Consider the following 25126-nt stretch of genomic DNA (forward strand, 5'->3'; position numbering starts at 1 on the left):
AGCCGGTGCCGGCGTTGATGCCGGAACACCCGCTGCAAGGCGAGGCTGCCCGCTGGTTCGACAGCCTGCGCGACCGGCTGGTCGCCGGCTTCGAGGCGATCGAAGATGAACGGCCGGGCGACACTCCGCCCGGCCGGTTCGTTCGTACACCCTGGTCGCGGCCGGGTGGCGGCGGCGGGGTGATGGCGATCCTCAAGGGCCGGGTGCTCGAGAAGGCCGGTGTCAACGTTTCCGTCGTCGAGGGCGAGTTCTCGTCCGAATTCCGCGGCCGCATTCCCGGCGCCACCGATGATCCCCGCTTCTGGGCCGCCGGGGTCTCGGTCGTCGTCCACCCGTGCTCACCGCACGTCCCGGCGGCGCATATGAACACGCGGATGATCGTCACCACCCGCGCCTGGTTCGGTGGTGGCGCCGACCTGACGCCGGTATTCGCCGATGCCGATGACACCGCCGCTTTCCACCGTGCACTCAAGAGCGCTTGCGACGCGGCCGATCCCGGCTACCACCCCCGGTTCAAGACCTGGTGCGACGAGTACTTCTTTCTGCCGCACCGGCGGGAGGCGAGAGGCGTCGGCGGCATCTTCTTCGATGAGTTGAACAGTGGCGACGCGGCTGCCGACTTCGGCTTCGTCCGCGGCGTCGGCCTCGCCTTTCTCGACGTTTACCCGCAACTGATCCGCCGCCACATGCATCGTCCATGGACAGCAGACGAGCGACGGGCACAGCTAATCAAGCGCGGCCGCTATGTGGAGTTCAACCTCCTTTACGACCGCGGGACGCTGTTCGGGCTGAAAACCGGCGGCAACCCGGAAGCGGTGCTGATGTCGCTGCCGCCGGAGGTGGCTTGGCCCTGAAGCTACGGCCCGGCCTTGATGCTGTGGCCTGATGTGGCGCACAGACGAAAGACTATCCAGCGATGCGTCCGGGGTGAGCCCGGACGAGTCGCCGACGCTTAGCCTACCACCAGACGGATGGAATTCCCTTAATGCTGCAACCGGGCGTGGTCGCGGCGTGGCTTACGGCGCAACCGAGGTCGAGACCCATCTGGATCGACCCACTCGAGCACTGTGCCGGGGTGCCCTGGAACGAGTAGCCGAAGATCGGACCGTCACCCGAGCCGCCCTTATGCGCCCAATGCTGCGCCGTGATCGTCGTGTCGGTCATCTTGGAAGAGTCGACGCCGAACTGCTTCAGGTAAGCGGAGATTTCGGCGGAGCAGGTGGCGTCTTGCGCTTGCGCGCCAACAGTTCCACCGATCAACATCAATACCCCGGCGACGGGGGCAAGCAATGCCATCTTCATCGTCATCTAACTCCCTCTACCAGGCGCTTCCCGGAAACCTGTCTCTCTGGGATTCAGTCGTGCGCGGCCGGGCGGCCGGTAGGTGAGGTGCGTTGTCGACGACCCGTTGTGCCGCGTCGGCTCAGTATTGCAAGGCACGGCAACGCTCCGTCAAGCCTGCCAGCAGGATTGGCGCTCTGTTGCAACGGTGCTGTGCATATATGCAACACACCGCGGGAGGACTCGAACGGGAGCACCGGTTGTGGATTTCTTGACCTGGCATTGTTGACGTTTGCGCCTACGACGAGCCTTTGCCCGCACGCTACCCAATCAAAGCGTGTAGATGCGCGAGGCAAGCGGCGCGATCGGCGACGTAGCCACCCTCCGCCCACCACGCTTCCACCTGCGCCATCAGTCGCCCCACGTCGGGTCCGTGGGCGATTCCGGCCGCCACGGCGTCACGCCCGCGTAAGGGAAATACCTTCGCTTGCCAAGTCCGGGCGCGGTCGAGCATCACCTGCCAGTCCCGACTGCGCGTCGATCGGCTGGCGCCTAGGTGCGCCCGTTCCGCCGCCCACGCCAGCAGTATGAGGTCGATCACCGTGGCCTTGCCGTGGCGATACAGCGCATGCAGCAGGTTCAGCGGCGGCAACTCGGGCGCGAGCGCAAACGCCGGAACTGCTAGGGAGATCAGGCGTTCGCGCTCACGGTTGGATAGGCGGAGCCGATCACCAAGCTGCGTTGCCCCTTCGGCGGTAGTGCTTACCACCGCTGCCAGCCGCCGGATCGCATCAACGCTGACCGTGCCGGGTGGCAGGCCCGACTGTTCTAGCCACACCAGCTGCCGTAACCGGCCGAGTTCGCTTGCCTCCGGCAGCACGTGTTCGAGCACGTGGTGCGAGCGCATCAGCGCGAAAGCATCGTTGGGATTCGGCGCCTGCAACGTGCGCAGGATCTCGATCCGTACTCGCTCGCCCGACAGGAGCGTAACTTTGTCGGCCCATTCGCGGCAGGCGATCAGGGCGTCGGCGTCGGGCGGCTGCTTGCCATAATGGGCATAGAAACGAAAAAAACGTAGTAAGCGCAGAACATCCTCGCCAATGCGCGCGCGTGCGTCGCCGACGAAGCGGATGCGCCCCTCGGCCAGATCCTGCAGCCCACCGAAGTAGTCGTAGACGCGACCATCCGGCGTGCACGACATGGCATTGATGGTGAAATCGCGCCGGGTGGCATCGGCGACCCAGTCGTCGGTGAAGGCGACCTTCGCCCGCCGCCCATCGGTCTCCACATCAATGCGTAGTGTAGTGATTTCGAACGGAAGTCCTTCGACCACGGCGGTGACGGTGCCGTGGTCGATGCCGGTGGGAATCACCTTGATTGCCGCCGTGGCCAATAGCCGCATGACCGCGGCGGGCGGCAGTGCCAGCGCCAGATCGATGTCACGGACCGGCCTCTTGACGATGGCATCGCGGACGCAGCCGCCGATGAAGCGGACTTCGTTGCCCTCGACGGTCAGCGCGGCGACGACGCGTCGGCAGGCCGCCTGCGTCATCCACGGTTGTGGGGCGAGCTTGCCGAGCGGCTGTTCCCCGCTTGATCCATGCAACAGCTCGAAGACCCGCGTGTCTTCGCCGCTGCCGTCGCCAGGATGCCGCCAGACGCTCATCGTTGTTCAATGCTCATCGTTGCCTACGCGGTGCAGACGTTGCAGCTGCCGGCTTCAGTCGCGCACGACGCGCCCAGGAACCACCCGTCCGTCCTCGAGATGCGGCGCCACATAGCGTCCGCCGGGCGCCTCACCCGTGGTCAGGGCGGTATGGATAAGCCCGGCCGACATTAACGCCACGCCGGCGAGCACCAACCAGAACCACGGTCCCTGGGTTAGTGACGCCGGCTTCCTGGTGCCGGAGCCGTCACCCGTCGCCGCTTGCCGACAACCGGTGGCCCACCACCAGACAAGATAGACGACGGTTGGCAACAGCAGTGGCAGGAGATACTGCAGCAGGATGCGGTTCATCGCCGACCGATGAGGATGTCGTAGAAATTGACCAGCATGCCGGCGGTTGCTCCCCAAATGAAATGCCGGCCGTACGGCATTGCGTAGAAATGCCGTTCGACCCCCTCGAAGGATGCGGTACAGCGATGATGGTTGCTGCTGTCGAGGAGGAAGGCGAGCGGCACCTCGAAAACCTCCGCCACCTCGTGCGGGTCCGGCCGCACCATAAACGGCGGGGTGACGATGCCGACGACGGGGATTATAACGAATCCGGTACGTGTCACATAGGTATCGAGATGGCCTATCAGCCGGACGTGCCGCCGCCCGATACCCACCTCTTCCTCGGTTTCCCGCAGCGCCGTATCCGCAGGCCCGCCATCATCCGGTTCGATGTGGCCGCCTGGAAAACTCACCTGTCCGGCGTGATGCGCAAGGTGCGCCGTGCGCTGGGTCAACAGGACGTTGATCTGCCCCGGCCGGTCGACAAGCGGCACCAGCACCGCCGCCGGTTTTAGCGGCGGCAACGGATCCATCCCGGCGTTGAGGTCATGATCGCCACGCGACGATGCAAGGTCGTCGGGCGGAGTCGCCGCAGCGGGAATTACCCGGCGATCGCGAAGGCGATCCTCCACCCAGACACGATCCATGACGAACTGTGCATTATCCATCCACCGATCCCAGCGAAAAGAACTGGCCGCTGCTCCACACCCCCAGGTGGGTTCGGCCACTGTCCTCTCTCTCCTCGCCTAATGCCACAAGTTCATAAAATACCGCTCGCGTCAGCCGCGCTTCGCGTCGACCCGGAAGTGCAACGTAGGGCGAAGGCTCGTGGCTTACGGGATCGATGACCACCCACAGCGGATGCTGCTCGTCCACGGTGACGATCTCATCCACATTGGTGCGGAAACTCAGCATCCGTTCGCACCCCTGGCCGCCAACGAACAACTCTACGGCGATAAAGGGCGCGTCTTCCACCTCGATCGGCCCCATCTCATGCGGTGTGATCAGCCAGTAACGGCCTTCCGCATCGCGCTGCAGGCTCGAGGCAAAGAGGCAAAGGAGCTCTTTGCGCCTTATCGGCGAGCCGTGATAATACCAAATACCGTCTCGATCGATGCGAATGCCGAGATCGTCATAGACCGTGCGTTCGTGCGGTGTGTCCAGCCAGGCGCTGGGTGATGCGGCGCCGGTGGTGGAGGCGGTATGCGGTGCTGAGGGCTGCGGCGAAGTTGCGAACGTTGATTTTGTCAATGCGCTCACCGATCAGTCGACAATTAGGAGCGATAGGGTGACGGTCCGGCCTCTCAGTCCGATCAGCGAACCACCATACTCAGCTCATATAGACGCGATTGAGCAACTCGCCCAGCAGATTGCCGCGGCGCGGGAATCGATCGGCCGCGTCATCTTCGGTCAGGACCAGGTCATCGACGAGACGCTGAGCACGCTGCTTGCCGGCGGTCACCTGCTGTTGATCGGCGTGCCCGGGCTCGGCAAGACCCGGCTTGTGGAAACGCTCGGTCGCGTTTTCGGGCTGGAGGAACGGCGGGTCCAATTCACTCCTGACCTGATGCCAGCGGATATCCTCGGTAGCGAAGTGCTCGAACAGCACGAGGATGGGCGCCGACATTTTCGCTTCATCGAGGGGCCGGTCTTCTGCCAGATGCTGATGGCGGACGAAATCAACCGGGCCAGTCCGCGTACCCAATCGGCGCTGCTGCAGGCGATGCAGGAGCAGCGGGTTTCGGTTGCCGGCCACTATCACGGCCTGCCGTCGCCATTTCATGTCCTGGCTACGCAGAATCCGTTGGAGCANGGGGGGACTTACCCGCTGCCGGAAGCGCAGCTCGACCGTTTCTTCATGCAAGTGGACGTGGGCTATCCCGATCGGGCGGCCGAGCGGCAGGTGCTGCTTGCCACCACCGGTGCGACCGATGCAACCGCGCACCAAGTGATGGCGGCGAGCGAGCTTGTCGCCGCACAGCGGCTGATCCGCCGCGTACCGGTGGGCGAACAGGTGGTCGAGGCGATTCTCGACCTGGTTCGCTCCGGTCGTCCGAATGAAAGTGCGCTACCGATTGTCCGCCAGCACGTTGCCTGGGGTCCCGGACCGCGTGCCTCGCAAGCGCTGATGCTGGCGGTGCGTGCGCGGGCGGTGATGCAGGGACGGCTGGCGCCGTCGGTGGACGATATCCTCGCCGTCGCCCATCCGATCCTCCGCCACCGGATGGCGCTGGGATTCGCCGCGCGCGCGGAAGGGGTGCCGATCGATCGGATCATCGCCGCCCTTTGCGAGCGNGATCGCGTGATCCACCCCGGTACCCCAGGTCAGGAGCTGCTCGCTGCCGGCCATCGGCTGGCCGGCTCGCTGCCGCCGCTGCTGGTGGCGGCGGAGCGAGTGGCGGCCACAGTATGGCAGGGGGTGCATGGTCGTCGCCGTGTCGGCCAGGGGGATGCGTTCTGGCAGTTCCGACCCTATCAGTCGAGCGACCCACCGCAGCGCATCGACTGGAAGCAATCGGCCAAGTCGGATCAGGTCTACGTTCGCCAGTCGGAATGGGAGGCGGTGCAGAGCGTCTGGCTGTGGCGCGATGCCTCGGAGTCCATGGCCTACCGGTCGCGACGCGGTCTGCCGACCAAGCGTGACCGCGGCGACTTGCTCGCCATGGCGCTGGCAGCGCTGCTTGCCCGCGCGGGAGAACATTTTGCCCTGATCGGCGCCACCGCGGCAGGCAGTAGCTTGTCGCCGGCCACCGGTCGACTGGCGTTGATCCGCCTTGCTGCCGCCCTCACCGCCTCAGCCGGACCGTCGCGATCCCTCCCCTCTGCCGCGCAACTCTCCCGCTACGCCCGCATCGTTCTCTTCGGCGACTGGTGGACGTCACCGGTGGACGTGGAAGCGATGGTCGACCGGTTAAGTGCCGCCGGCATCCGTGGCCATCTGGTGCACATCCTCGATCCGGCAGAGGAATCGCTGCCGTTTAGCGGGCGTGTTCTGTTCGAAGGCTGCGAGGGGGAGGGCGGGGTGCTGCTCGGCCGCGTCGAGTCGCGCCGCGAGGAATACCGGGCGCGCCTGATCGCCCATCGCGACAGCCTGCAGGCGATCGCACGGGTATTCGGTTGGACCTACCTGCAGCACCATACCGACCAGCCGCCGGCCCCTGCGCTGCTGTCCCTCTACGCCGGGCTGGCGGAGTTGCGGGGGTTTTAGAGCAATGCTGGCGCTAGGCTCGCTTGCATTCACCGCGCCGTGGGCGCTGGCCGCCTTGGCACTCCTGCCGGCGCTGTGGTGGCTGCTGCGGATAACTCCGCCGGCGCCGCAGCGGCTGCGCTTTCCGCCGATCCGACTACTGCTGGATCTCGAACGGCGGGAAGAGACATCGGCGCATACGCCCTGGTGGCTGTTGTTGTTGCGTCTGCTGCTGGCGGCGACGCTCATTCTCGGCGCAGCGCGCCCGCTCCTCCACCCGCAGGCGGCCGTGGGTGGACAGGGACCACTCTTTTTAATCGTCGACGACGGTTGGGCAGCGGCGCCGCAATGGACGGCGGTGCGCGACACGCTCACCGACCTGCTCAACATCGCCCAGCGGCAACAGCGCAGCGTCGTCCTGGTGACCACTGCGCCCACGGCTTCCCAGTTGGTGCCGACCTTGACGCCCGCTGCCAGCGTCCGCGAGGCGGCACTGCTGCTGGAGCCGAAGCCCTGGCCTACCGATCGGCTGGCGGCGGTGCGGGCGCTGGTGGCAGCCAATCGCACCGCCAACTGGCCGCCCGGGAGTGTCGTGTGGCTCGCCGATGGTCTCGCCGAAGACGGCAGCCGGCCGGCTGGCCCAGGGCAAGGGCAAGCGCAAGGGCAGACGGCCGAACTCGTTGCTGCCCTGCGTTCGCTCGGACCAGTCAGTGCCTACCTGCCCGCGGCGGGAAGTCATGCGCTGCTATTGAAGCGAAATGACGACAGCAGCCACCCGCTAGCGGTGACGATCGTCCGTCCGGCGCCAGCCGCCGCCCTCGCTGCCTCGCCGACCCTGCGCTTCATCGCCGAGGACGGCAGCGTCATTGCCCGTGAACGGGTGACCCTGGCTGAGGGCATGACGTCGGCAACGAGCCAGCTGCAAATGCCTGCGGAATGGCTGCAGCGACTGGCCCGGGTGCAGATCGAAGGCAATGCGTCCGCGGGAGCGGTTCTGCTTGCCGACGCCGGCTGGCAGCGTCGGCCGGTCGGCTTGCTCAGTGAAACGCCGGCGTCGGGTGAGCGGCCGCTGATCGGCGCCTTTTATTACGTCGAACGCGCCCTCGAGCCCTTCGCCGAGATCCGCCGCGGTACGGTAATCGACCTGCTGCACCGCGACCTGTCCATGCTGGTGATGGCCGACGCGGGGTCCCTCGATCCCGCTTCGGCGGCGGCGGTGCGCACCTGGGTCGAAGGCGGCGGCGTGCTGCTGCGCTTCGGCGGGCCGGGCCTGCTGCAGGCGGCGAAGAGCGCGGATCCGCTGCTGCCCGAGCGGCTGCGAGCGACCGATCGGCTGATCGGCGGCGCGCTCTCCTGGGGAACCCCTGGGCGATTGGCGCCCTTCGAGGCGACGAGCCCCTTTGCCGGCCTGTCGATTCCGGACGACGTGGAAATCCGCCGCCAGGTGCTGGCCGAACCCGAGCTGGACGTGGCCGGCCGGACCTGGGCGCGGCTGGAGGATGGTACCCCCCTCATCAGCGCGGCCAGGCTTGGCGCCGGCTGGGTGGTGCTGGTACACACCACCGCCAACGCCGACTGGTCGAGCCTGCCGCTCTCAGGGCTGTTCGTCGAGATGCTGCACCGCATCCTCGATCTTGGCCGCGGCGTTGCAGCCATAGCGGCCGACGCACCGCCGATGCGGCCGATCGAGACCCTGGACGGCTTCGGCCGGCTGGGTCCTCCGCCGGCAGGAACCGCGTCCATCACCGCCAGCGCCTTCGCCCACATCGACCTCGGGCCGCAACACCCGCCCGGCTATTATGGCAGTGAAGATGCGCGTGCTGCCCTCAGCCTGTCGTCGCGCATCACCACGCTCACGCCCCTCGGCGACCTGCCGTCGACAGTCAGTCTCGCTCGTTACGGCGCCACCGCTGAGCACGACCTGCGGCCATGGCTGTGGGGACTGACACTGCTCCTGGCGTTGGTCGATCTCGGTCTCAGCCTCGGCCAACGCGGCCTGCTGCCGCGCTGGCGCCGGGCAGGGGCGACGATCCTGGTTGGGCTTTGCCTTGCCGGCCTTGCCGCTACGTCGGCGCCGGCGGCACCCGCCTCCAGCCGCACCGGCAGCGAGCGCAGCCGAGTCGACACCGACGACGGCCAGACGGTGACCGATGGCACCGCGGTCGCTGCCGCGCTCGCACCCCGGCTCGCCTTCGTGCGCACCGGCGATGCTGCCATCGATGCGATCAGCGAAGCAGGGCTCGCCGGGCTGACAACGGTGATCAACCGGCGCACCGCCGCCGAGCTGGCAGCGCCGGTGGGCGTCGATCCAGGCCAAGACGAGTTAGCTTTTTACCCGCTTCTCTATTGGCCGCTGACCGGCGCGGAGCCCTCGCTAAGCCCGGCGGGCGCCCGGCACGTCATTGCCTTCATGCGCACCGGCGGCACAATCCTGTTCGACACCCGTGGCAGTGATGGCGATTGGAATGCGCTCGCCCGCCAGCTCGATCTGCCGCCGCTGGTGCCGGTGGACGACGATCACGTGCTGAAGCGCTCCTATTACCTGCTTGCCGACCTGCCGGGCCGGTGGAGCGGCCGGCCGGTTTGGGTGGAGCCCTCGATGGATACGATCAACGATGGCGTCTCGACGGTGGTTGCCGGCAGCCAGGATTGGGCTGGCGCCTGGGCGGTGGACGCGTCCCGCCGGCCGTTGCTGCCGGTGGCACCCGGTGGCGAGCGCCAGCGCGAAATGGCCTACCGCTTCGGCGTTAACCTGGTGATGTACGTGCTGACCGGCAACTACAAGGCGGATCAGGTGCACCTGCCGACGATTCTCGAGCGGCTCGACCAATGACGTTGACGGGCTCACCCTTCAACCCATCCTGCCGCCGTGGCTGCTGGCGGGAGCCGCTGCCGTCGCCCTGGTCTTGCTGGGCTGGGCGCTGTTTCAGGGTGGTCGTGGTGTCTGGCTGCGGGCCCTGTCGTTTCTTGTCTTGTTCGTCGTCCTGTTCGATCCCCGGCTGGTGCGCGAAGAGCGGACGCCGCGCCAGGACGTGGCGCTGGTGGTGGTGGACGACTCACCGAGCCAGCGGACGCCGCAACGCCAGGCACTGACGGCGCAGGCGCTGGCGGCAGTGCAGGCGCAGCTCGCCCGGTTCAAAGGGGTGGACACCCGCATCGTCCGTGCCGCCGCCGACAGCAGTGGTGGTGAGACCCGCTTGTTTGGGGCCATTGAACATGCGCTGCCGGAAGACGCCGCCGGTCGGCTGGCCGGGTTGTTGCTGATCACCGACGGCCAGGTGCATGACGTGCCGGCGACGACGCCGCACTGGCTCACTGCGCCGGTGCATGCGCTGCTCACCGGTGCTGCCGATGAATTCGACCGGCGGCTGACCATCGTCGAAGCGCCGGCCTACGGCCTCGTCGGCACGACGGCTGAGGTCAAGGTGCGGGTAGAGGATCTGGGCGTCAAGCCGGGGAAAGAGCCGGTTTCGTTACGCATCCATGTCGATGGCGAGGAACGACCGCCGATGCTGATGGCGCCGGGCGAAGAGCAAACGGCGCCGCTGCCGCTCGATCATGCCGGGCCGGCGGTACTCGAATTGGCGGTGGACGGGGCGCCGGGCGAGGTATCGCCAGTCAATAATTATGCTGCGGTGGTGGTCAACGCTGTCCGCGACCGACTGCGGGTGCTGCTGGTTTCGGGACAACCGCACCCGGGCGAGCGGGTGTGGCGCAACTTGCTGAAGTCCGACCCCTCCGTAGACCTGGTGCACTTCACCATCCTGCGGCCGCCGGAGAAGGACGACGCGACGCCGTTGAAGGAACTGTCGCTGATCGTCTTTCCGGTGCAGGAACTGTTCGAGCGGCGGCTCGCCGACTTCGATCTGGTGGTCTTCGATCGTTACGCCCTGCGCGGCGTTCTCCCCGTTCCCTACTATGACCGGATCGCCGACTACGTGCGCGGCGGCGGGGCGCTGCTGCTTGCCGTCGGCCCGGAATTCGCCGGCGAGCGCAGTCTTGCCCATACCTCGCTCGGCAACATTCTGCCCGCCGCTCCCACCGGCCGCATCCTCGAGCGTGCCTTCCTGCCGCAGGTCACTCCAGTCGGCCGCCGCCACCCGGTGGCCTCCGACCTGCCGGGGGCGGCGCCGGCCGACGATAGCGACACCACCGCCGATCCCGCCTGGGGACATTGGTTTCGTGCGATCGAAGCGGAGAGCCATGGCGGCGAGGCGCTGCTGCAGGGACCGGGGGCAAATCCGCTGCTGCTGGTCGATCGCGTCGACAAAGGGCGGGTGGCCTTGCTGCTTAGCGATCAGATCTGGCTGTGGGCTCGTGGTTACGAGGGCGGCGGTCCGCACGGTGAGCTGCTGCGCCGGCTTGCCCACTGGCTGATGAAGGAGCCGGAACTGGAGGAGGAGAGCCTCACCGCCGGTGTCGTTTCCGGCCGGTTGAGCGTCCAGCGGCGTAGCCTGAGTGCCGGCGATCGGGAGGTGACGGTCACCAGCCCCTCCGGGCAGGAACAGCGGCTGACACTGGCGGACGGCGCCGATGGACTTGCGCACGGCGAGGTTCCTGTCGACGAACAGGGGTTATGGCGGGTGACGGACGGGGATCGGACGGCGCTCGCCGCGGCCGGACGGATCAATCCGCCGGAGCAGCGCGACCTGCGCACCACCGCCGAACGGTTGGCACCGTTGGTGGCGGCAACGAAGGGCGGCATCAATTGGCTGGCGAGTGGGACACCGGAGGTGCGTCGGATCGAAAAGGGCGATCAGGCGGCAGGGAGCAACTGGATCGGCCTCGTCCGCAATCGCGCCTACACCGTCACCGGGGTGCGCCAAGTCTCGCTGGTGCCGGTCCTACTGGCGCTGGCACTGGCCTTGTTCGCCTTCGCCGGCGCCTGGTGGCGAGAGGGGCGCTGAGCCGCCCCGTTCCGCCGGTGATCCGACAGGCGGCTCGGCCGCAGGCAGCCCCTACTCGGCCGCTGCGCCGAGGAAAATCTCGCTCACCTTGCTGTCGGCGATGCTGATGATCATGCCGCCATAAATCGAACCGGCGACGATTGTCTTGCCGCGTTGGCCGGCACCCCGATCGACGAATGGGGCATAGGCAGCGAGTACCTCTTCTTCGGTGGAACCGATGTGAATGCCCCGCGTCGTCGCCAGTGTGCTTGGCGCGAAGATGACGATCGAGGTGACCACTTTCGGGCCACCCTTGGCGCTGGAGGCCATGGTCAGGTTGACGCCGCAGGCGGGGAACGACCACTTCTGATTGTAATCAGAGGTGGCTTCGGAGAATTCCTCCTTGCCCTTGGAGACCGGACAAGGCAGCGCCGCCAGCGCCTCCTTCTCGCCGATGCCGATCGACAAGGTGCCCAGTCGCTCCATCCGCAATAGGCAAAACTCGTCTTCAATGAATGTCTTGCGACCACTCTTACCGGGCGTGAGGCACTCGGCGAGCGGATCGGCAGCAGCAGGCGCTTCAGCGGGGCTGGGTGGGGCGACCGAACTTGTTGGTGAGGCCACGGACCCTGGCGATGCTGCAGGCGGCAGATTGTCGGCGAACGCCGGCAGTGCGAACAAGCTGATTGCCAGAGCCAGCGATCGCCAGGAGAGCGTCGAGCCTAGGCATGTCGGTTCGACTTCGCATCGCATCGCGGTTCTACCCACCTATTCCTCAATCGGTCGTTCTGATGACGCGCAGCCGCAAGGGGCCGCTTGATCTTGTATGCGTTGCCGCCGGGCGCTAGCCCACACGAACAGCCGCTTCGCCGGAACACTCGCCACGACGGTGGCATCCGATTCGAAACGGGGACCGCGCGGACGGAAAAATAGAGCGGGAAGACGACGTGGTCGATACCGACAGCGATCGCGACGTCCCATATCACCCGAAAGCAGCAAATGGGAAGTCGGGAAATTCGGTATGGGCCAGTTGATAGCAGGGGTGTGGCAGGATCGCTGGTATGACACGCTTGCCACCGGCGGTCGCTTCGTGCGCCAGGAAGCGGCCTTTCACGGCACGATCGCCGCGGCCGGAACGACGTCCTTTCCGCCCGCTGCTGGCCGCTATCACCTCTATGTCTCCTTGGCTTGTCCTTGGGCGCATCGAACGCTGATCATCCGGGCGCTGAAGGGGCTGGAGGACGTGATCAGCGTCAGCGTCGTCGAGCCGCTGATGCTGGAGAACGGCTGGGAAATGGCGGATGGCGCGGATCCAGTGAACGGTGCCCGCTATCTGCATCAAATCTATACCCTGGCGCAGCCTGACTACAGTGGCCGGGTGACGGTGCCGGTGCTTTGGGACCGGGAGGCCGGCACCATCGTCAGCAATGACTCCGCCGAGATCATCCGCATGTTCAACAGCGCTTTCGATGCGCTGGGCGCGCGTGGCCCAGATTTCTATCCCGTGGCACTGCGCGCCGACATTGATGCAATGAACGCCTTCATCTACCCCGCCATCAACAATGGCGTCTACCGTGCCGGCTTCGCGACGACGCAGGATGCTTACGAGGAGGCGTTCGATGCGCTGTTCGCCGCCCTCGATACGCTCGAAGCATGGCTGGCTCCTCAGAATCCCCTCATTTTGAGTTTTGATACGGATCAATGGGTTGCTACGGATGAGCTTGGCGGCGGCGGTCGGTTATGCAGGGTGAGAGTAAGGTTTCGAGGGTTGGGGTGGGGAAGTGAACGGGGTAGCGCGTCCTGAGTTTCGTTTGACCGACGTTCGTCGGTTTCTTGATGGGGTTTTCGCGGGGCATGTTCACGCCAAACGGATCGCGTCGCTGGCCAACGGCACGCTGGGGGTGATGACCGGTGCGTCGCTGGCGGTTTCGATGATCGGCCATGCGTTGGCGCAGGCGCGGGGATTGCTGACCAAGCATGCGGTCAAACAGGTCGACAGGCTGCTGAGCAACGCCGGCGTCTCCGTCTGGGAGATGTTCGGGCAATGGGTTCCGGAGGCGGTTGGCGGCCGCAAGGAAATCGTCGTCGCCATGGACTGGACCGATTTCGACGCCGACGGGCAGGCGACGCTGGCGCTCAATCTGGTGACCGGGCACGGCCGGGCGACGCCGCTGTTGTGGCTGACGATGCTGAAGGCGGAACTGGCGGGCCAGCGCAACGCCATCGAGGATGCGTGTCTCGGCCGCCTTGCCGGGGTGCTGCCGGCGGCGACGACGGCGACGATCCTCGCCGACCGCGGCTTCGGCGACCGCAAACTGTTCGATTATCTGACGAAATTGGGCTTCGCCTATGTCATCCGGTTCCGCGGCGACATCCGCGTCGACGCCGCCGACGGAGAAAGCCGGGCGGCGGCCGAGTGGGTCGGCAAGGGCGGCCGGGCGCGCCATCTCTGCGCGGCGCCTCGGTCACTGCCGCCGCGCAACCGGTCGGCGCCGTCGTCTGTGTCCACGCCAAGGCGATGAAGGAGCCCTGGTGTTTGGCGACGAGCAAGGCAGACGCATCGGCCCGCGAAATCGTCAACCTCTACGCCAGACGCTGGACCATCGAGCCCAGCTTCCGCGACACCAAGGATCTGCGCTTCGGCATGGGGCTCGGCGCCGTGCGCATCGGCGATCCGCAGCGCCGCGACCGCCTGCTCCTGCTCAACGCCTTCGCCGTGCTGTTCCTCACCCTGCTCGGCGAGGCCGGCGAAGCGCTCGGCATGGACCGCCACCTCAAGGTCAACACCGCCAAACGCCGAACCCATTCCCTGTTCCGCCAGGGCTGCATGCTCTACGACCTCATCCCGGCCATGCCCGAACCCCGTCTCCGGCCGTTGATCGAAAGGTTCCTCGAAATGCTAAAAAACAAACCAATCACCGCCCAACTGACGAACATAGCTTAAATGAGGGGATTGATGAGGCTCTAATGACGCGATATTGACGTGGGACAGTCAACGCAGAGACTTCGTCGACACATTCGCAGCAAAGACCGCGCGACTCCTTGGGTTTATCGAAGTACGCGCCATCCCAACGGATCTACGATGGTAGCAGAAACCTTAGCCCTGCGCCCAGTCTTGACAAGACACCGACGATGATTCTCCGAGCAAAGGTGCCGGCGCATATCGCCGGCGCCAATGCCCCAAAGCCGGCGTCGTCAGCATCTCTGCAACGTCGCGGAGTAATTGGCCTTCGTCGATCTCGACCAATGGCGAAGGCATGCGCGCCGACAGCAGCCGCAGGCAACGTTGCCTGCCGCCGCTTCATGCCGCCACGGGCAAACCGTCGGCGGCGGTTTCCAAGGCGGCCCAGAGCTTGCGGAAGAGGACATCCTCCATCTGAGCAAATCCCGCCACATAACGTTCCGGCTTGGCGTTCAGCGCCTGCAGTCGCTCAAGCATCTGCGTCAGATGCAGTTCCTCTTCGGCCAGGATGCTCTTGAGCGACAGGCTGCCCGAACGGGCGGCCAGTGCCTCTTGATACAACCGGTAGGTCCAGATGGCGCGCAGCTCGACAATCAGCGAGACATAAAGGTAGGGGATCTCCACATCCACGTCCGGCCCCAGCTCGGCGGCGATATTGGCGTCGAGGCGACCGAAATACATCCGCGCCGAGGCTGGGCTCAGCGTCTCTGCCGCGTCGTACTCGAGCGTGCGCCGGGCCAGCGTTTCCGCCGCCTTCTTGAAGAAGAAGGCATGCCGCGTCTCTTCCGCCAGATGCTTGAGGATTTCCCGCCCCAAGGGACCCTCGGTCTGGCTGACCATGATCTTGCGGCTGCCGATATGCTCCATCATCGACAAGGTGTTGAGAAACCGGGCGTGCTCCTTCGGACGCTCCACCCACCACGCCAGGCGGCGGCGCACCGGCTCCACCAGATCGGCGCTAGAGGTTGCGGTCTCGGAGAGCGGCCAAGCAATCGTCGATGACATCGTAGATCCAGTCGAGTTCTTGTTCTGTGATGCAATACGGTGGCAACAGGTAAACCACATTGCCGAGGGGACGCAACAGCACGTCACGGCCGAGGAAGAAGCGATAGAGCCGCGGCCCCAAGTCGGAAAGGTAGCCGGACGCGTCGGTGTCCAAGTCGAAAGCAGCGATCGTACCGCATTGGCGGACGTTACGCACCGCTGCCTGTGCCGCCAGCGCCTGCAGACGGCGGGCGTGCTGAGCGGCGATGGCACCGATGCGCGCCAGCACCGGCTCCGTCTCCCAGATTTCGAGGTTCGCCAGCGCCGCGGCACAGGCGATGGGGTTGCCGGTATAGGATGAGCTGTGGAAGAACATTCTCCNCCGGTCCTCGGACCAGAAGGCCTCGTAGAGCCGTCGCGTTGCCAGCGTCACCCCCATCGGCAGGAAGCCGCCGGTAATGCCTTTCGACAGGCACATCACGTCCGGGGCGATGCCGGCCTGTTCCANGGCGAACAGGGTGCCGGTGCGACCGAAGCCGGTCAGCACTTCGTCGGCAATGAGGAAGACATCGTAGCGGCGGCAGAGCGCGTGCAACTCCCGCAGCACCCACGGCGGATAGACCTGCATGCCGCCAGCGCCCAGGACCAGCGGCTCCAGGATCAGGGCGGCGATTTCGTTTCCGCCGTTGTGCAGCAGGGCGGCGAAGGCATCGATCGTTCGCTGCTCCGTGCCGGCGGCGGGGAAGGGCAGAAATTCCACGTCGAACAGCATCGGTTGGTAAGGGGCGGTAAAGATGCTGCGCCCACCCACCGACATCGCACCGAAGGTATCGCCGTGGTAGCCCTCGGCGAAAGCAATTACCCGGTGGCGGGCGTGACCCTGGTTGTGCCAATAACCCACGGCCATCTTCACCGCCACTTCCACCGCGGTCGAGCCGGAGTCGGAGAAAAAGGCAAACTCCAGTGATGCCGGCGCCAGTGTCAGGACCTTGCGCGCCAACTTTTCGGCAGCGGGATGGGTGAAGCCGGCGAAGATCACCTGCTCCAACCGCGCCGCCTGTGCGGCGATGGCGGCGGCGATTTTCGGATGTGCATGGCCGTGGGTGTTGACCCACCAGGAGGAAATGCCGTCGAGGATGCGCCGCCCGTCACTGGCGATCAGCCATGCCCCTTCGCCGCGCTCGATCTCGAGCATCGGCCCGGCAGTCGCATGCTGGGTGAAAGGATGCCAGATCGGCGAGGCGCCCGTAGCGGACGCCTTGGGAGGCGAGGCCCCAGGGATTGAGGACTTAGTGGGCGANNGGACAGCACGGAAATCGCTCGGATCGAAGTTGTCGGCAAAGGCAGCAGTGAGTGCAGACGGATTGACTGCCGGCAAGTGTGGCAGTCGCCCCAGCCGTCGGACCTTGGCGAACGTGCAGATGGTCTGTTCGCTGTCCGGCACCGGATCGCCGATGAAGAGGACTCCCAAGAGCGGGATTTGCCGCCGCTGCAGCGCCTCGATCGATAGCAGTGCGTGATTGATCGTGCCGAGCCCGGTGCGTGCGCACAGCACCACTGGCGCCTGCCAGCGCTGGAAAACGTCAATGAAGAGGGTGCGCCGATTGAGCGGCACCATTACCCCTCCAGCACCCTCGATGACCAGCGGGCAGTCCTGCGGGGTGGCGGGGAGCGCCAGCGACAGAGGGTCGATCTCCACCCCGTCCAGTTCCGCCGAGCGATGCGGTGACAGCGGCTCAGTGAGCAGCCAGCGCTCGGGCAGGAAGCGATCGGAATCGAGACCGGTCATCGCCGCGACGGCGGCGGTGTCGGTGCCGTCGGCAATGCCGGACTGCACCGGTTTCCAGTAAACAGCGTCGAGCGCCAGCGTCAGCATAGCCGCCGCCACCGTCTTGCCGATGCCGGTATCGGTCCCGGTGATCACCACCGCCCTCATGCTGCGTCTTCCGCCATCAACGGGTGGAGCACCCGGGCGAGCCCGGCGATTTCGTCCTCGCTGCGGTCGACCCCGATGCTGATGCGTAGCCGCGAGGTACCGGCGGGAACGGTGGGCGGGCGGATGGCACGCACGTCGTAGCCTGCCTGCTGCAGCGCCGCTGCCGCCCGCAGCGCCCGATCCTCGCTGCCGAGGATCACCGGGACGATCTGCGTCGGCGCACTGGCATTCGTCGGGCGCGAAGCCGGCAACAGCTGCTGCGCCGAGGCGATGAGCGCGTACAGCCGCTGGCGCCGCCACGGCTCTTCGTCCACCAGCTGCAGGGCGCGATGGACGGCGGCGGCGACGTAGGGCGGCGGCGCCGTCGAATAGATGAACGGGCGAGCGGCGTTGATCATGTAATCGACCACTGTCGCCGGTGCACACAACAGGCCGCCAGCGACGCCGAGTGCCTTGCCGCAGGTGTGCAACACGATCAGTCGCTCGTCGTAGAGACCCTCGCTGAGGCCGCGGCCGCTGGCGCCGAAGACGCCGGTCCCGTGCGCCTCGTCGACAATCAGTGTTGCGTCGTGCCGGGCGGCTAGCCCTCGAAGCTCGGCAATGGGTGCCTGATCGCCGTCCATGCTGTAGACGCTCTCCACCGCGATCCAGACATGCTGGGCTCCCGCCTGGCGGGCACGGTGGATGGCTGCCTCGAAGGCATCCACGTCGTTGTGGCGTGCCTTGTAGCGGCTGGCATGTCCGGCATGCACGCCCTCCTTGACGCTGGCATGGACGTACTCGTCGAAGACGACGGCATCCCGCCGGTGCGGCAGGGTGGTGAACAACGCCAAGTTGGCGAGAAAGCCGGTGGAGAAATAGAGCGCTCGCTCGGCGCCGAAAAACGCCGCAGCGAACGCCTCCAGCTCCTGGTGCCCAGGATGGTGACCCCGCAGCAACCGCGAACCGGCAGCACCAACCGGCGCGCCATCGTCCAGGGCGTCGATGATCGCCTGTCGGAGCGCCGGGTGCGTGCTCAGCCCAAGATAGTCGTTGGACGAGAAGTCGATCCCGCGTGGCAGGCTAAGCGAGCGATACCGGAACCCGCTCTTCAGTCGTCCGATGTCCGCTGCAAGCCGCTGCATCGCGATCCTTTGGGCNNACTCCTTGTCCGGCTCCCGCCCGCGCAGTCCCAGTTCGGCGAGGAGGGTCTGGTCGAAATCCACGTCCGGGTTGGGCGTCGTCAGCAGCTTCTCGCCGGTGAAGATGGAATTGGCTCCGGCAAGGAAGGCCATTGCCTGCGCTTCGCGCGGAATGGTCAGCCGACCGGCGCTCAGGCGCACCATCGCGCGCGGCAGCAGGATGCGGGCGACGGCGATAGCACGAACCCACTCGAAGGTGTCAAGCGGCGGCGTATCCGCCAGCGGTGTGCCGTCGAGGGGGACCAGCGCGTTGATCGGCACACTTTCCGGTTGCGGATTGAGGTTGGCCAGCGTGTGCAGCAGCTTGATCCGGTCAAGCTTGGCCTCGCCCAGGCCGAGAATGCCGCCGCAGCAGACGGAGATGCCGGCGTTCGCCACGTTGGTGATCGTCCGCAGGCGATCCTCATAGGTCCGCGTGGTGATGATTTCGCCGTAGAACTCCTCAGAGGTGTCGAGGTTGTGGTTGTAGGCGGACAGCCCGGCTTCAGCGAGACGGCGCGCCTGATCCTCGTTGAGCATGCCAAGCGTGCAGCAGGCTTCCAGACCCATGGCGCGCACGCCGCGGACGATGTCGAGCACCCGATCGAAGGCGCGACCGTCGTTGACCTCGCGCCAAGCGGCACCCATGCAGAAGCGGGTCGAGCCTGCATCCTTGGCGACCTTTGCCGCTGCCAGGACTTCGTCGGTCTTCATCAGCCGTTCGGAGACCACGTCGGTGTCATAACGTGACGACTGGGGACAGTAGGAACAGTCCTCGGGGCAGCCACCGGTCTTGATCGACAGCAGCGTGCACAGTTGCACCTCGGCTGGATCATGATACTTGCGATGAATACCCGCCGCTTGAAACACCAGTTCCAGTAGCGGTAAGTCGTAGAGGTCGGACACAGCCGAGAGGGTCCAGGTCTGGTTTATCGCACTGGTAGTCGCCATCATGCGTGTTCTTTTGCCTATGGTTTCTTGCATCTGCGCTGCCGCGGAGGCCTCGCGTCCTGTCCGGCCATCGCATGCAAGCTGCCGGGCAATCGCGCACCCCTCCCTAAACGTGGCAGGGCCAACACGTTGGCAGGGAAAGCTCCCCTCAAGCCGGCGGAAGTAACGCACGGGTACGCAGGAGGCGTCAAGAGGAACCCACGCGGTGCTGATCTGTGGCGCGCGAGAAGCTGCCTCAGCCCTCGCTTGTCGCCGCAAGGAGAAGCCCGGGCGGCAGCGCCTCACCGAAAATGCCGAGGCGTTCGGCGCGTTCGATCGGCAGGAACTCACGCAGGCGAGCGGTGCGCAGGGNGGCGACCCCCGCCTTCTCCAGCCGGCGGGCGATCCGGCCGCGCAACGACTTCGGCAGGTCGAGGACGCGGTTGTCGACGACGCGGGCGGCGCGGAGAAATAGGCTGTGAATGTCCGCCAAGCTCGGATCGGACCAGTCCAGCGCCGTGAGTGCCTGGTAGGCTTCTTCCACCAGCTCCGGTGAGACGACCGCTTCCGGGCCGGCATAGAGCGGTGAGCGGTTGAGCAGCAGGCCGAGGGCGGTGAGATAGGGAGCACAGTGCTGTTGTCGCGTCGCCAGCTCGATGGTCATGGCAACGAACGCCCGGATCAGGTCCGCTTTGGTGTCGTGGCCGATGCGCTCTAGGCTGCCAGCGAGATAGACGAGCTCCGCAGTCAGCTTGCTCCGCGCCAGGATCTTTGCCAGCTCCGGCGCCAGGATTCGCTGTTGCCGTTCGGNGGAAAGTCCGCCGGCCAGCCGCCGCCATAGGATGTGTTCCTGCAGCCGGCTACGCTTGCCGGGAAAGGCAAGCCCGGCCTCGCGCAAACGCCACAGCCCGTCCAGGCGCAGATCGTCCAGCGGCGCGCCGAAACCTGGTCGCAGCAGGAAACCGGCGATGATCAGCCACGTTTCCTCGTGATCTGGTGAGGCAGCGCGCTGTGGCAGGCAGTCTTCCAGAGCCGGCCACAGCGAGCGGACGAGCATCCAGTTCCAATCGGCACGCGCCAGCCCGAGCGCCGATTCAAGACTTCGAAACAAGCGGGTCGCGGTCAGTTTGTCGCGCTGATAGCTGCGGGCGAAGGCGTTACCAATCGCCTCGATGCCGGCGGTAAGGCTCCGGGCATCGACATTGGCTGTCACAGCCGCGGCGCTGACGGCAAGGAGTGCTGCGGAGACATCCTGCGGACGCAAGTTGAACTCCAGTGGCCATGATTGCGGCTGAGCGGGGTCGGTGGACGGCTCGGTGCTGACGCAGGCAAGTTGCAGCAGGCCGAGGTCGTTGATCCGGGCGCGCAGGCTCACCGGCAACGAGCGCAGGGCGTCGCCGTGTCCGCTCGTGACTGCCTTCGCCACCGTCTCCAGCGGCGGCAGCGGGTGAAAGTCGCGGGCATTCCAGGCGACGACATCGCCGGCCCGGCAGTCGCCATGGCGGGTGGAAGAGTAAGCCTGAAAGCGCACCGGCCGATTGACCCGCAGTTCCAGCGCCAGATTGCTGATATCGAAGCTGTCTTCGGGATTAGCGCCGCGCGGCAGGATACAGATCAGCGACGGGTCCTTCTCACCGTCGCCGCTCACACGCTGCGTGCTGTGGGCGGCGATGAACACCGCGCGCGCCGCGCCGGCGGCGATCCGCTCCGCCTTCTGGGCGATCAGCTTGCCAAAGCGGGCGGCACCGCGGGCAACCGCCAGATCCGGCGACGGGTTGTCGAGCAGCAACGGCACCGCGCCATTCTGCCAACTGGCGATAGCGTCGGCCAGCCGCTGGCGCAGCACTTTCGGGTACAGCGAGCCGCCATTGAACAGCACCGCGTCGACGCGCGGCCGGCCGGCGAGGAACTCGGCCAGGTGCCGGGTCACCCGGCTGTCAGTGGCAAAGGGCAGGCCCCATTCCTTCAGCGCTGCGTGCGTCCGCCGGCGGCCGCTCATCGGCGGCGCAGGGGGAAAGAAGCCTTCGAACAGCACTGTGTCGATTTCGCCTCGCGACACCTGGGTTGCGACCGAGCCGGCGAATAGGCTCGAACCACGCGCCGGAATGGCGATCGGGTAGAGTGTATCCGCCGTCGCCTCCGCCGCCAGCGCCAGCTCCTTCAGGTCGCGGCAGCGGGCGACGAGGTGGTGCCATTGGCTGCCGACCAGATGTTCCTCATCGCCGGCGAGGCGGCCTTCCACCAAGTGGGCAAGCGCCAGATCGATATTGTCGCCACCGAGCAGCAGATGCTCGCTGACCGCAACGCGCCGAATCGCCGGCGCCGATTCGGTCTCGCCACCCAGCTCGAACAGGCTGAAGTCTGAGGTGCCGCCGCCGATATCCACCACCAGCACATGCGGCGCGTCGCCGGTGGTGGGCGGCAGTTTCGCTGCCAGATCGGCGGTCGCATCGTGGCGTTCAAGCCAAGCGTAAAAGGCGGCCTGTGGNNATTCTTCCAGCAGGCGAACGCCGGCAGGATAGCCGGCTTCGGCGGCGGCATCCAGCGTCAGGCGCTGTGCTGCGGCATCGAAAGACGCCGGAACGGTGATGGTGATGTCTTGCAGATCGAACTGGAAGTCGACGCCGGCATTGGCGAAACGATCGTTCCAGGCACCGCGCAGGGCGTTGAGGATCAGCGCCGAGGCGCGCAATGGGGAAATCTTCCGCTGCTCGTCGATGTCCTCAGAGCCCCAGGGGAGAAACGCCGCGGCGCGATCGGCGCTGTGGTGCGCGAGCCAGGACTTGGCAGAATGAACCACCCGTCCTGGCGTTTCCGACGCCCGCTTGCGGGCGAGGGCACCTGCGATCCATTCACCGCTTTGGCCGCGGCGGCCCTGCAGCTGGCTCGCCGCTGCTTCTTCCGGTAGATAGAGGAAGGAAGGCAGCGTGGTCGCTTCGGCGACGCTTGCTAGTGAATCCCACTGGACGATGGGGAGAACCTCGGCGGCGGCGTCCCCATCTGTGAGCGGGGCGAACGCCAGCGCCGAGTTGGTGGTGCCGAGATCAATGCCGATGCTGAAGCGGGCCTGCGTCATCGTTACCGCGCGGCCGGATCAATGATCGCCGTGGCGTCGTCGGCATCGACGTCGGCCGAGGTAAGGGCAGCAGCCGGCGGCAAGCGCCAGACCCGCTACTCCGTCCGCACGGTGAATTCGACCTTCCATCGCCGATCCGACTTGGTGTGCTTCATCCACAATTCGAGCGTGCCAAGCTCGGTGATCACCGGATTGATCTGCACCGGAACGGCCGGGCCGGTCGAGAGATCGTCGAGCGTCGGGAGATTGACCTCCAGCCGGCTCGTCTCTTCCAGTTCCCCTTCGGCGTCGGCAAGGATCTGGCCCGGCGTATCGCCACTGCGGACTTCCGAGGAGAAGAAGCGGAACTCCGCCGGGTGGCCGGTGATGAGGCCGAACTCCTTGCCTTCGATCACCAGTTGCGAGCCCTCTTCCATTCCCTGCGGGACGACGCATACCGCTTTCACCGGCGGGGTGAACCCCGGTACCGTCGGCATCGAGGATTCGAGGCCGATGTAGTAGGACCGTGCCGCGCCCGCCTTGATCCGGATGCCTTTGCCGGTAGCCCGGTTGCGACCGTAGACTGAGGCTCCTTTCGCCACCGCCAGATCGGGCTGAAACCCCTGCAGCTCGCGCACCGGCTTGCCATCGTTCCAGGCGGTGAGCAGGCCCAAGATGCGCTCACGGATCACCGCCGCCTTGAAGACACCGCCGTTGAACAGCACCGCGGTGGGGGCGAGGAAATCCTTCGCATCCGCCGCTGCGCCCACCAGGGCGGCCAGCTTCTCGCTCGCCTTGACGTTGGCGAGGCTGCGGCTGAGGAAGCGGGCGAGATGGCGGCTGACCGCCGCATCAGCCGCATAAGGCAGGCCGAACTCCTGCAGGCCGACCCGGCGCCCTTCCCGCGGCATGTCGCTCACCGCCGTCTTGGGGAAGAAGCCGTCGAGGATCACCTGCTCCAGCATGCTACGCTCAAGCGTGGTGGCAACCGTGCCGGCGAACAGACTCGACCCCCGCGAGGGCACCGCAATTGGTGCGGCGGCCAGAGCCGCGTCGTCGAACAGCGCCACCTTGGCTTTCGCAGCGGCGTGGACCAGGGCGAGGAACTGCCAGGCGTCGAGCGACTTGCCTTCGGTTTCCAGCTTCGCCCGCAACGTGTAGGCGAGGGCCAGATCCATGTTGTCGCCGCCGAGCAGGATGTGCTCGCCGACGCTGATCCGCTCCAGCTCCAGCTCACCGTCCGTCTCGTTGACGGCGATCAGGCTGAAGTCCGCCGTGCCACCGCCTACGTCGCAGACGAGAACGATGTCGCCCGGGCTCACCTGCGTCCGCCATTCCTTGCCGGCGTGCTGGGTCCAGGCATAGAAGGCCGCCTGTGGTTCTTCGAGCAGAGTGACCTTGCCGAGACCGGCTGCCTCCGCCGCCTCCGCTGTCAGATTGCGGGCGACGTCGTCAAAGGACGCGGGGACGGTGAGGACGATCTGCCCTTCGGCCAGTTCCCAGCCCTTGGCTTTCGCCGCCTCGCCGTGGCGAAAGGCGTCGCGGATGTGCTGCAGATAGAGGCGCGAACAGTCGAAGGCAGACAGCTTCTTCTCTTCGATCTCTGACTTCCACGGCAGCGCCGGATCCTTCGGATCGATGTGCGGGTTCGACAGCCAGGACTTGGCGGAGGTCACGAGGCGATCAGGGACAAGGGCACCGTGGTCGCGGGCGAACTGACCGATGATCACCAGCCGATCAGCGCTCTCGTTCCACGGCAAGGTGAATGCGTCGGCGGGAAACTCGTCCGGGTGGGCAACGTAAAGCGCCGACGGCAGCGTTGCGATGTCGCCGATCTGGCCGGGACGCAGGACCTGCGCTACCTCAACGAGCTCGGTCGTATCACTCTCCAGGTCGGTGACCGCGATGGCACTGTTGCTGGTCCCGAGATCAATGCCGAGGCTGAAACGGTGAGTCATGGTGTGCAATGATCCGCAGGTGCTAGGAAATAGTGTTGTGGCCGATACTGAAAGTTGCGCCGGTAAGAAATAGGTGCGGCGGGAAGGTGGCACGCGAGCAGCAAGCTTATGCCGGCGCCGCACCTGATCCAGCCGGAGTTACTTAAGCTCCACCTCGGCCGGCGCAATGGTCGGCAACCGGTCACCACCGCTATGCAAAACCCGCGGCAGTTTGACCGACTCGGGCTTCCAGCCGCGGTGAATGAGCGTGCCGGAAAAGGGCGGCTCACCGCTGATCTTGCCGATCAGGCGATATTCGTCCGCGGCATAGCCGGGAGCGACGGTAATGCGGGCGCCTTCTTTCTCATCGCGGACGGGACGGATACGGATGTGGTCCTGCAGCGCCGCCTTGCAGCCGGAGTGGACGACGCGGGCGGCGGCCCCGACCTGTTCGTTGTTGTAGGCGCTGATGTCATCCATCAGGAAATCCACCAACCGCCCCTTGTCCTGCAGCACGGCGAGGAAGCTGACCACCTCCGCCTCCGCCTGCTTGGCGGCTGGTGGCGGCGGCGCCACCGGACGGGCCGCTTCGGCGACCACGGGGGCCGGGCTGGCGCTGCCGGGACGTTGCAGCAGCGCCGACAGGAAGGCGACGACGGCCGCTGCCAAGGCGCCAATGATCAGTTGCGGCTGATAGATGGCTGTCTGGGGGACCATCGTCAGCGCCAGCAGCGCAACGACGACGACCGCGGCGATGAGAGTGACGACGCGCATTGTTCCCAAGTCTCTTCGCTCATTGACGGGGCGCACCT

General features: G+C 66.1%; 16 protein-coding genes and 3 pseudogenes. 7 read left to right on the plus strand and 12 right to left on the minus strand.

The genetic code is table 11. The features are described from left to right. Positions 1–17: 17 nt before the first annotated feature. Positions 18–854, plus strand: coding sequence for an oxygen-dependent coproporphyrinogen oxidase (gene hemF, locus HQ394_RS10640; protein ID WP_190260233.1), 837 nt, complete (start codon positions 18–20; stop codon positions 852–854). A gap of 103 nt (positions 855–957) precedes the next feature. On the opposite strand, the gene HQ394_RS10645 is transcribed toward hemF, so the two are convergent. The 5 genes from HQ394_RS10645 to HQ394_RS10665 form a co-directional block, all read right to left on the minus strand. Continuing rightward, positions 958–1302 carry a hypothetical protein gene (locus HQ394_RS10645; RefSeq protein ID WP_223291508.1) on the minus strand — a complete coding sequence of 115 codons (345 nt, stop codon included), beginning with the start codon at positions 1300–1302 and terminating at the stop codon, positions 958–960. 301 nt (positions 1303–1603) lie between these two features. After that, positions 1604–2947 (minus strand): CCA tRNA nucleotidyltransferase, encoded by a 1344-nt coding sequence (locus HQ394_RS10650; protein WP_190260235.1) that lies wholly within the window; start codon positions 2945–2947, stop codon positions 1604–1606. A 54-nt stretch (positions 2948–3001) separates the two neighbouring features. Next, positions 3002–3298 (minus strand): DUF6111 family protein, encoded by a 297-nt coding sequence (locus HQ394_RS10655; RefSeq protein ID WP_190260236.1) that lies wholly within the window; start codon positions 3296–3298, stop codon positions 3002–3004. Beyond that, positions 3295–3945 (minus strand): CoA pyrophosphatase, encoded by a 651-nt coding sequence (locus tag HQ394_RS10660; RefSeq protein ID WP_223291509.1) that lies wholly within the window; start codon positions 3943–3945, stop codon positions 3295–3297. Before HQ394_RS10660 ends, HQ394_RS10655 begins: the two co-directional genes overlap by 4 nt. Next, on the minus strand, positions 3938–4528 hold the full coding sequence (locus HQ394_RS10665; protein ID WP_223291510.1) for a DUF1285 domain-containing protein: 591 nt from the start codon (positions 4526–4528) through the stop codon (positions 3938–3940). Before HQ394_RS10665 ends, HQ394_RS10660 begins: the two co-directional genes overlap by 8 nt. A gap of 61 nt (positions 4529–4589) precedes the next feature. Here HQ394_RS10665 and HQ394_RS19895 point away from each other — a divergent pair. The 4 genes and pseudogenes from HQ394_RS19895 to HQ394_RS10680 form a co-directional block, all read left to right on the plus strand. After that, positions 4590–5567: pseudogene (locus tag HQ394_RS19895) on the plus strand (AAA family ATPase); the annotation flags it as partial. A 186-nt stretch (positions 5568–5753) separates the two neighbouring features. Further along, positions 5754–6485 (plus strand): annotated as a pseudogene (locus tag HQ394_RS19900) (DUF58 domain-containing protein); the annotation flags it as partial. Between the two features lie 4 nt (positions 6486–6489). After that, positions 6490–9297: a DUF4159 domain-containing protein gene (locus HQ394_RS10675; protein ID WP_190260238.1), complete on the plus strand. Its 2808-nt coding sequence runs from the start codon at positions 6490–6492 to the stop codon at positions 9295–9297. A 73-nt stretch (positions 9298–9370) separates the two neighbouring features. Beyond that, the gene (locus HQ394_RS10680; protein ID WP_223291511.1) at positions 9371–11371 is read left to right on the plus strand and encodes a hypothetical protein; all 2001 of its coding nucleotides are present in this window, start codon (positions 9371–9373) and stop codon (positions 11369–11371) included. A 51-nt stretch (positions 11372–11422) separates the two neighbouring features. Here the strand turns inward: HQ394_RS10680 and HQ394_RS10685 are convergent, their stop codons facing one another. Next, positions 11423–12103, minus strand: coding sequence for a hypothetical protein (locus tag HQ394_RS10685; RefSeq protein WP_223291512.1), 681 nt, complete (start codon positions 12101–12103; stop codon positions 11423–11425). Between the two features lie 268 nt (positions 12104–12371). Between HQ394_RS10685 and HQ394_RS10690 the strand changes: the two genes are divergently transcribed. After that, positions 12372–13154 (plus strand): glutathione S-transferase family protein, encoded by a 783-nt coding sequence (locus HQ394_RS10690; RefSeq protein WP_190260240.1) that lies wholly within the window; start codon positions 12372–12374, stop codon positions 13152–13154. 382 nt (positions 13155–13536) lie between these two features. Beyond that, positions 13537–14294, plus strand: a pseudogene (locus tag HQ394_RS10695) (IS4 family transposase). Positions 14295–14651: 357 nt separating this feature from the next. Here the strand turns inward: HQ394_RS10695 and HQ394_RS10700 are convergent. From HQ394_RS10700 to HQ394_RS10725, 6 genes are all read right to left on the minus strand, one after another. Next, a complete protein-coding gene (locus HQ394_RS10700; RefSeq protein ID WP_190260241.1) occupies positions 14652–15317 on the minus strand; it encodes a hypothetical protein in 666 nt (221 codons plus the stop codon). After that, positions 15271–17232, minus strand: a complete 1962-nt coding sequence (locus HQ394_RS10705) for an adenosylmethionine--8-amino-7-oxononanoate transaminase (protein ID WP_223291513.1) — start codon at positions 17230–17232, stop codon at positions 15271–15273. The genes HQ394_RS10700 and HQ394_RS10705 overlap by 47 nt, the downstream gene beginning before the upstream one ends. Continuing rightward, complete coding sequence (gene bioB, locus HQ394_RS21550; protein ID WP_456151416.1) at positions 17229–19376, minus strand: biotin synthase BioB; 2148 nt, start codon at positions 19374–19376, stop codon at positions 17229–17231. Before bioB ends, HQ394_RS10705 begins: the two co-directional genes overlap by 4 nt. 202 nt (positions 19377–19578) lie before the next feature. Continuing rightward, positions 19579–22398 (minus strand): hsp70 family protein, encoded by a 2820-nt coding sequence (locus tag HQ394_RS10715; protein WP_190260243.1) that lies wholly within the window; start codon positions 22396–22398, stop codon positions 19579–19581. Between the two features lie 95 nt (positions 22399–22493). Continuing rightward, positions 22494–24335, minus strand: coding sequence for an Hsp70 family protein (locus tag HQ394_RS10720; protein ID WP_190260244.1), 1842 nt, complete (start codon positions 24333–24335; stop codon positions 22494–22496). 138 nt (positions 24336–24473) lie between these two features. Continuing rightward, positions 24474–25088: a DUF2760 domain-containing protein gene (locus tag HQ394_RS10725; protein ID WP_223292086.1), complete on the minus strand. Its 615-nt coding sequence runs from the start codon at positions 25086–25088 to the stop codon at positions 24474–24476. Positions 25089–25126 lie beyond the last annotated feature (38 nt).

Source organism: Defluviicoccus vanus (assembly GCF_014672695.1).
Lineage (GTDB): Bacteria > Pseudomonadota > Alphaproteobacteria > Rhodospirillales > Defluviicoccaceae > Defluviicoccus > Defluviicoccus vanus.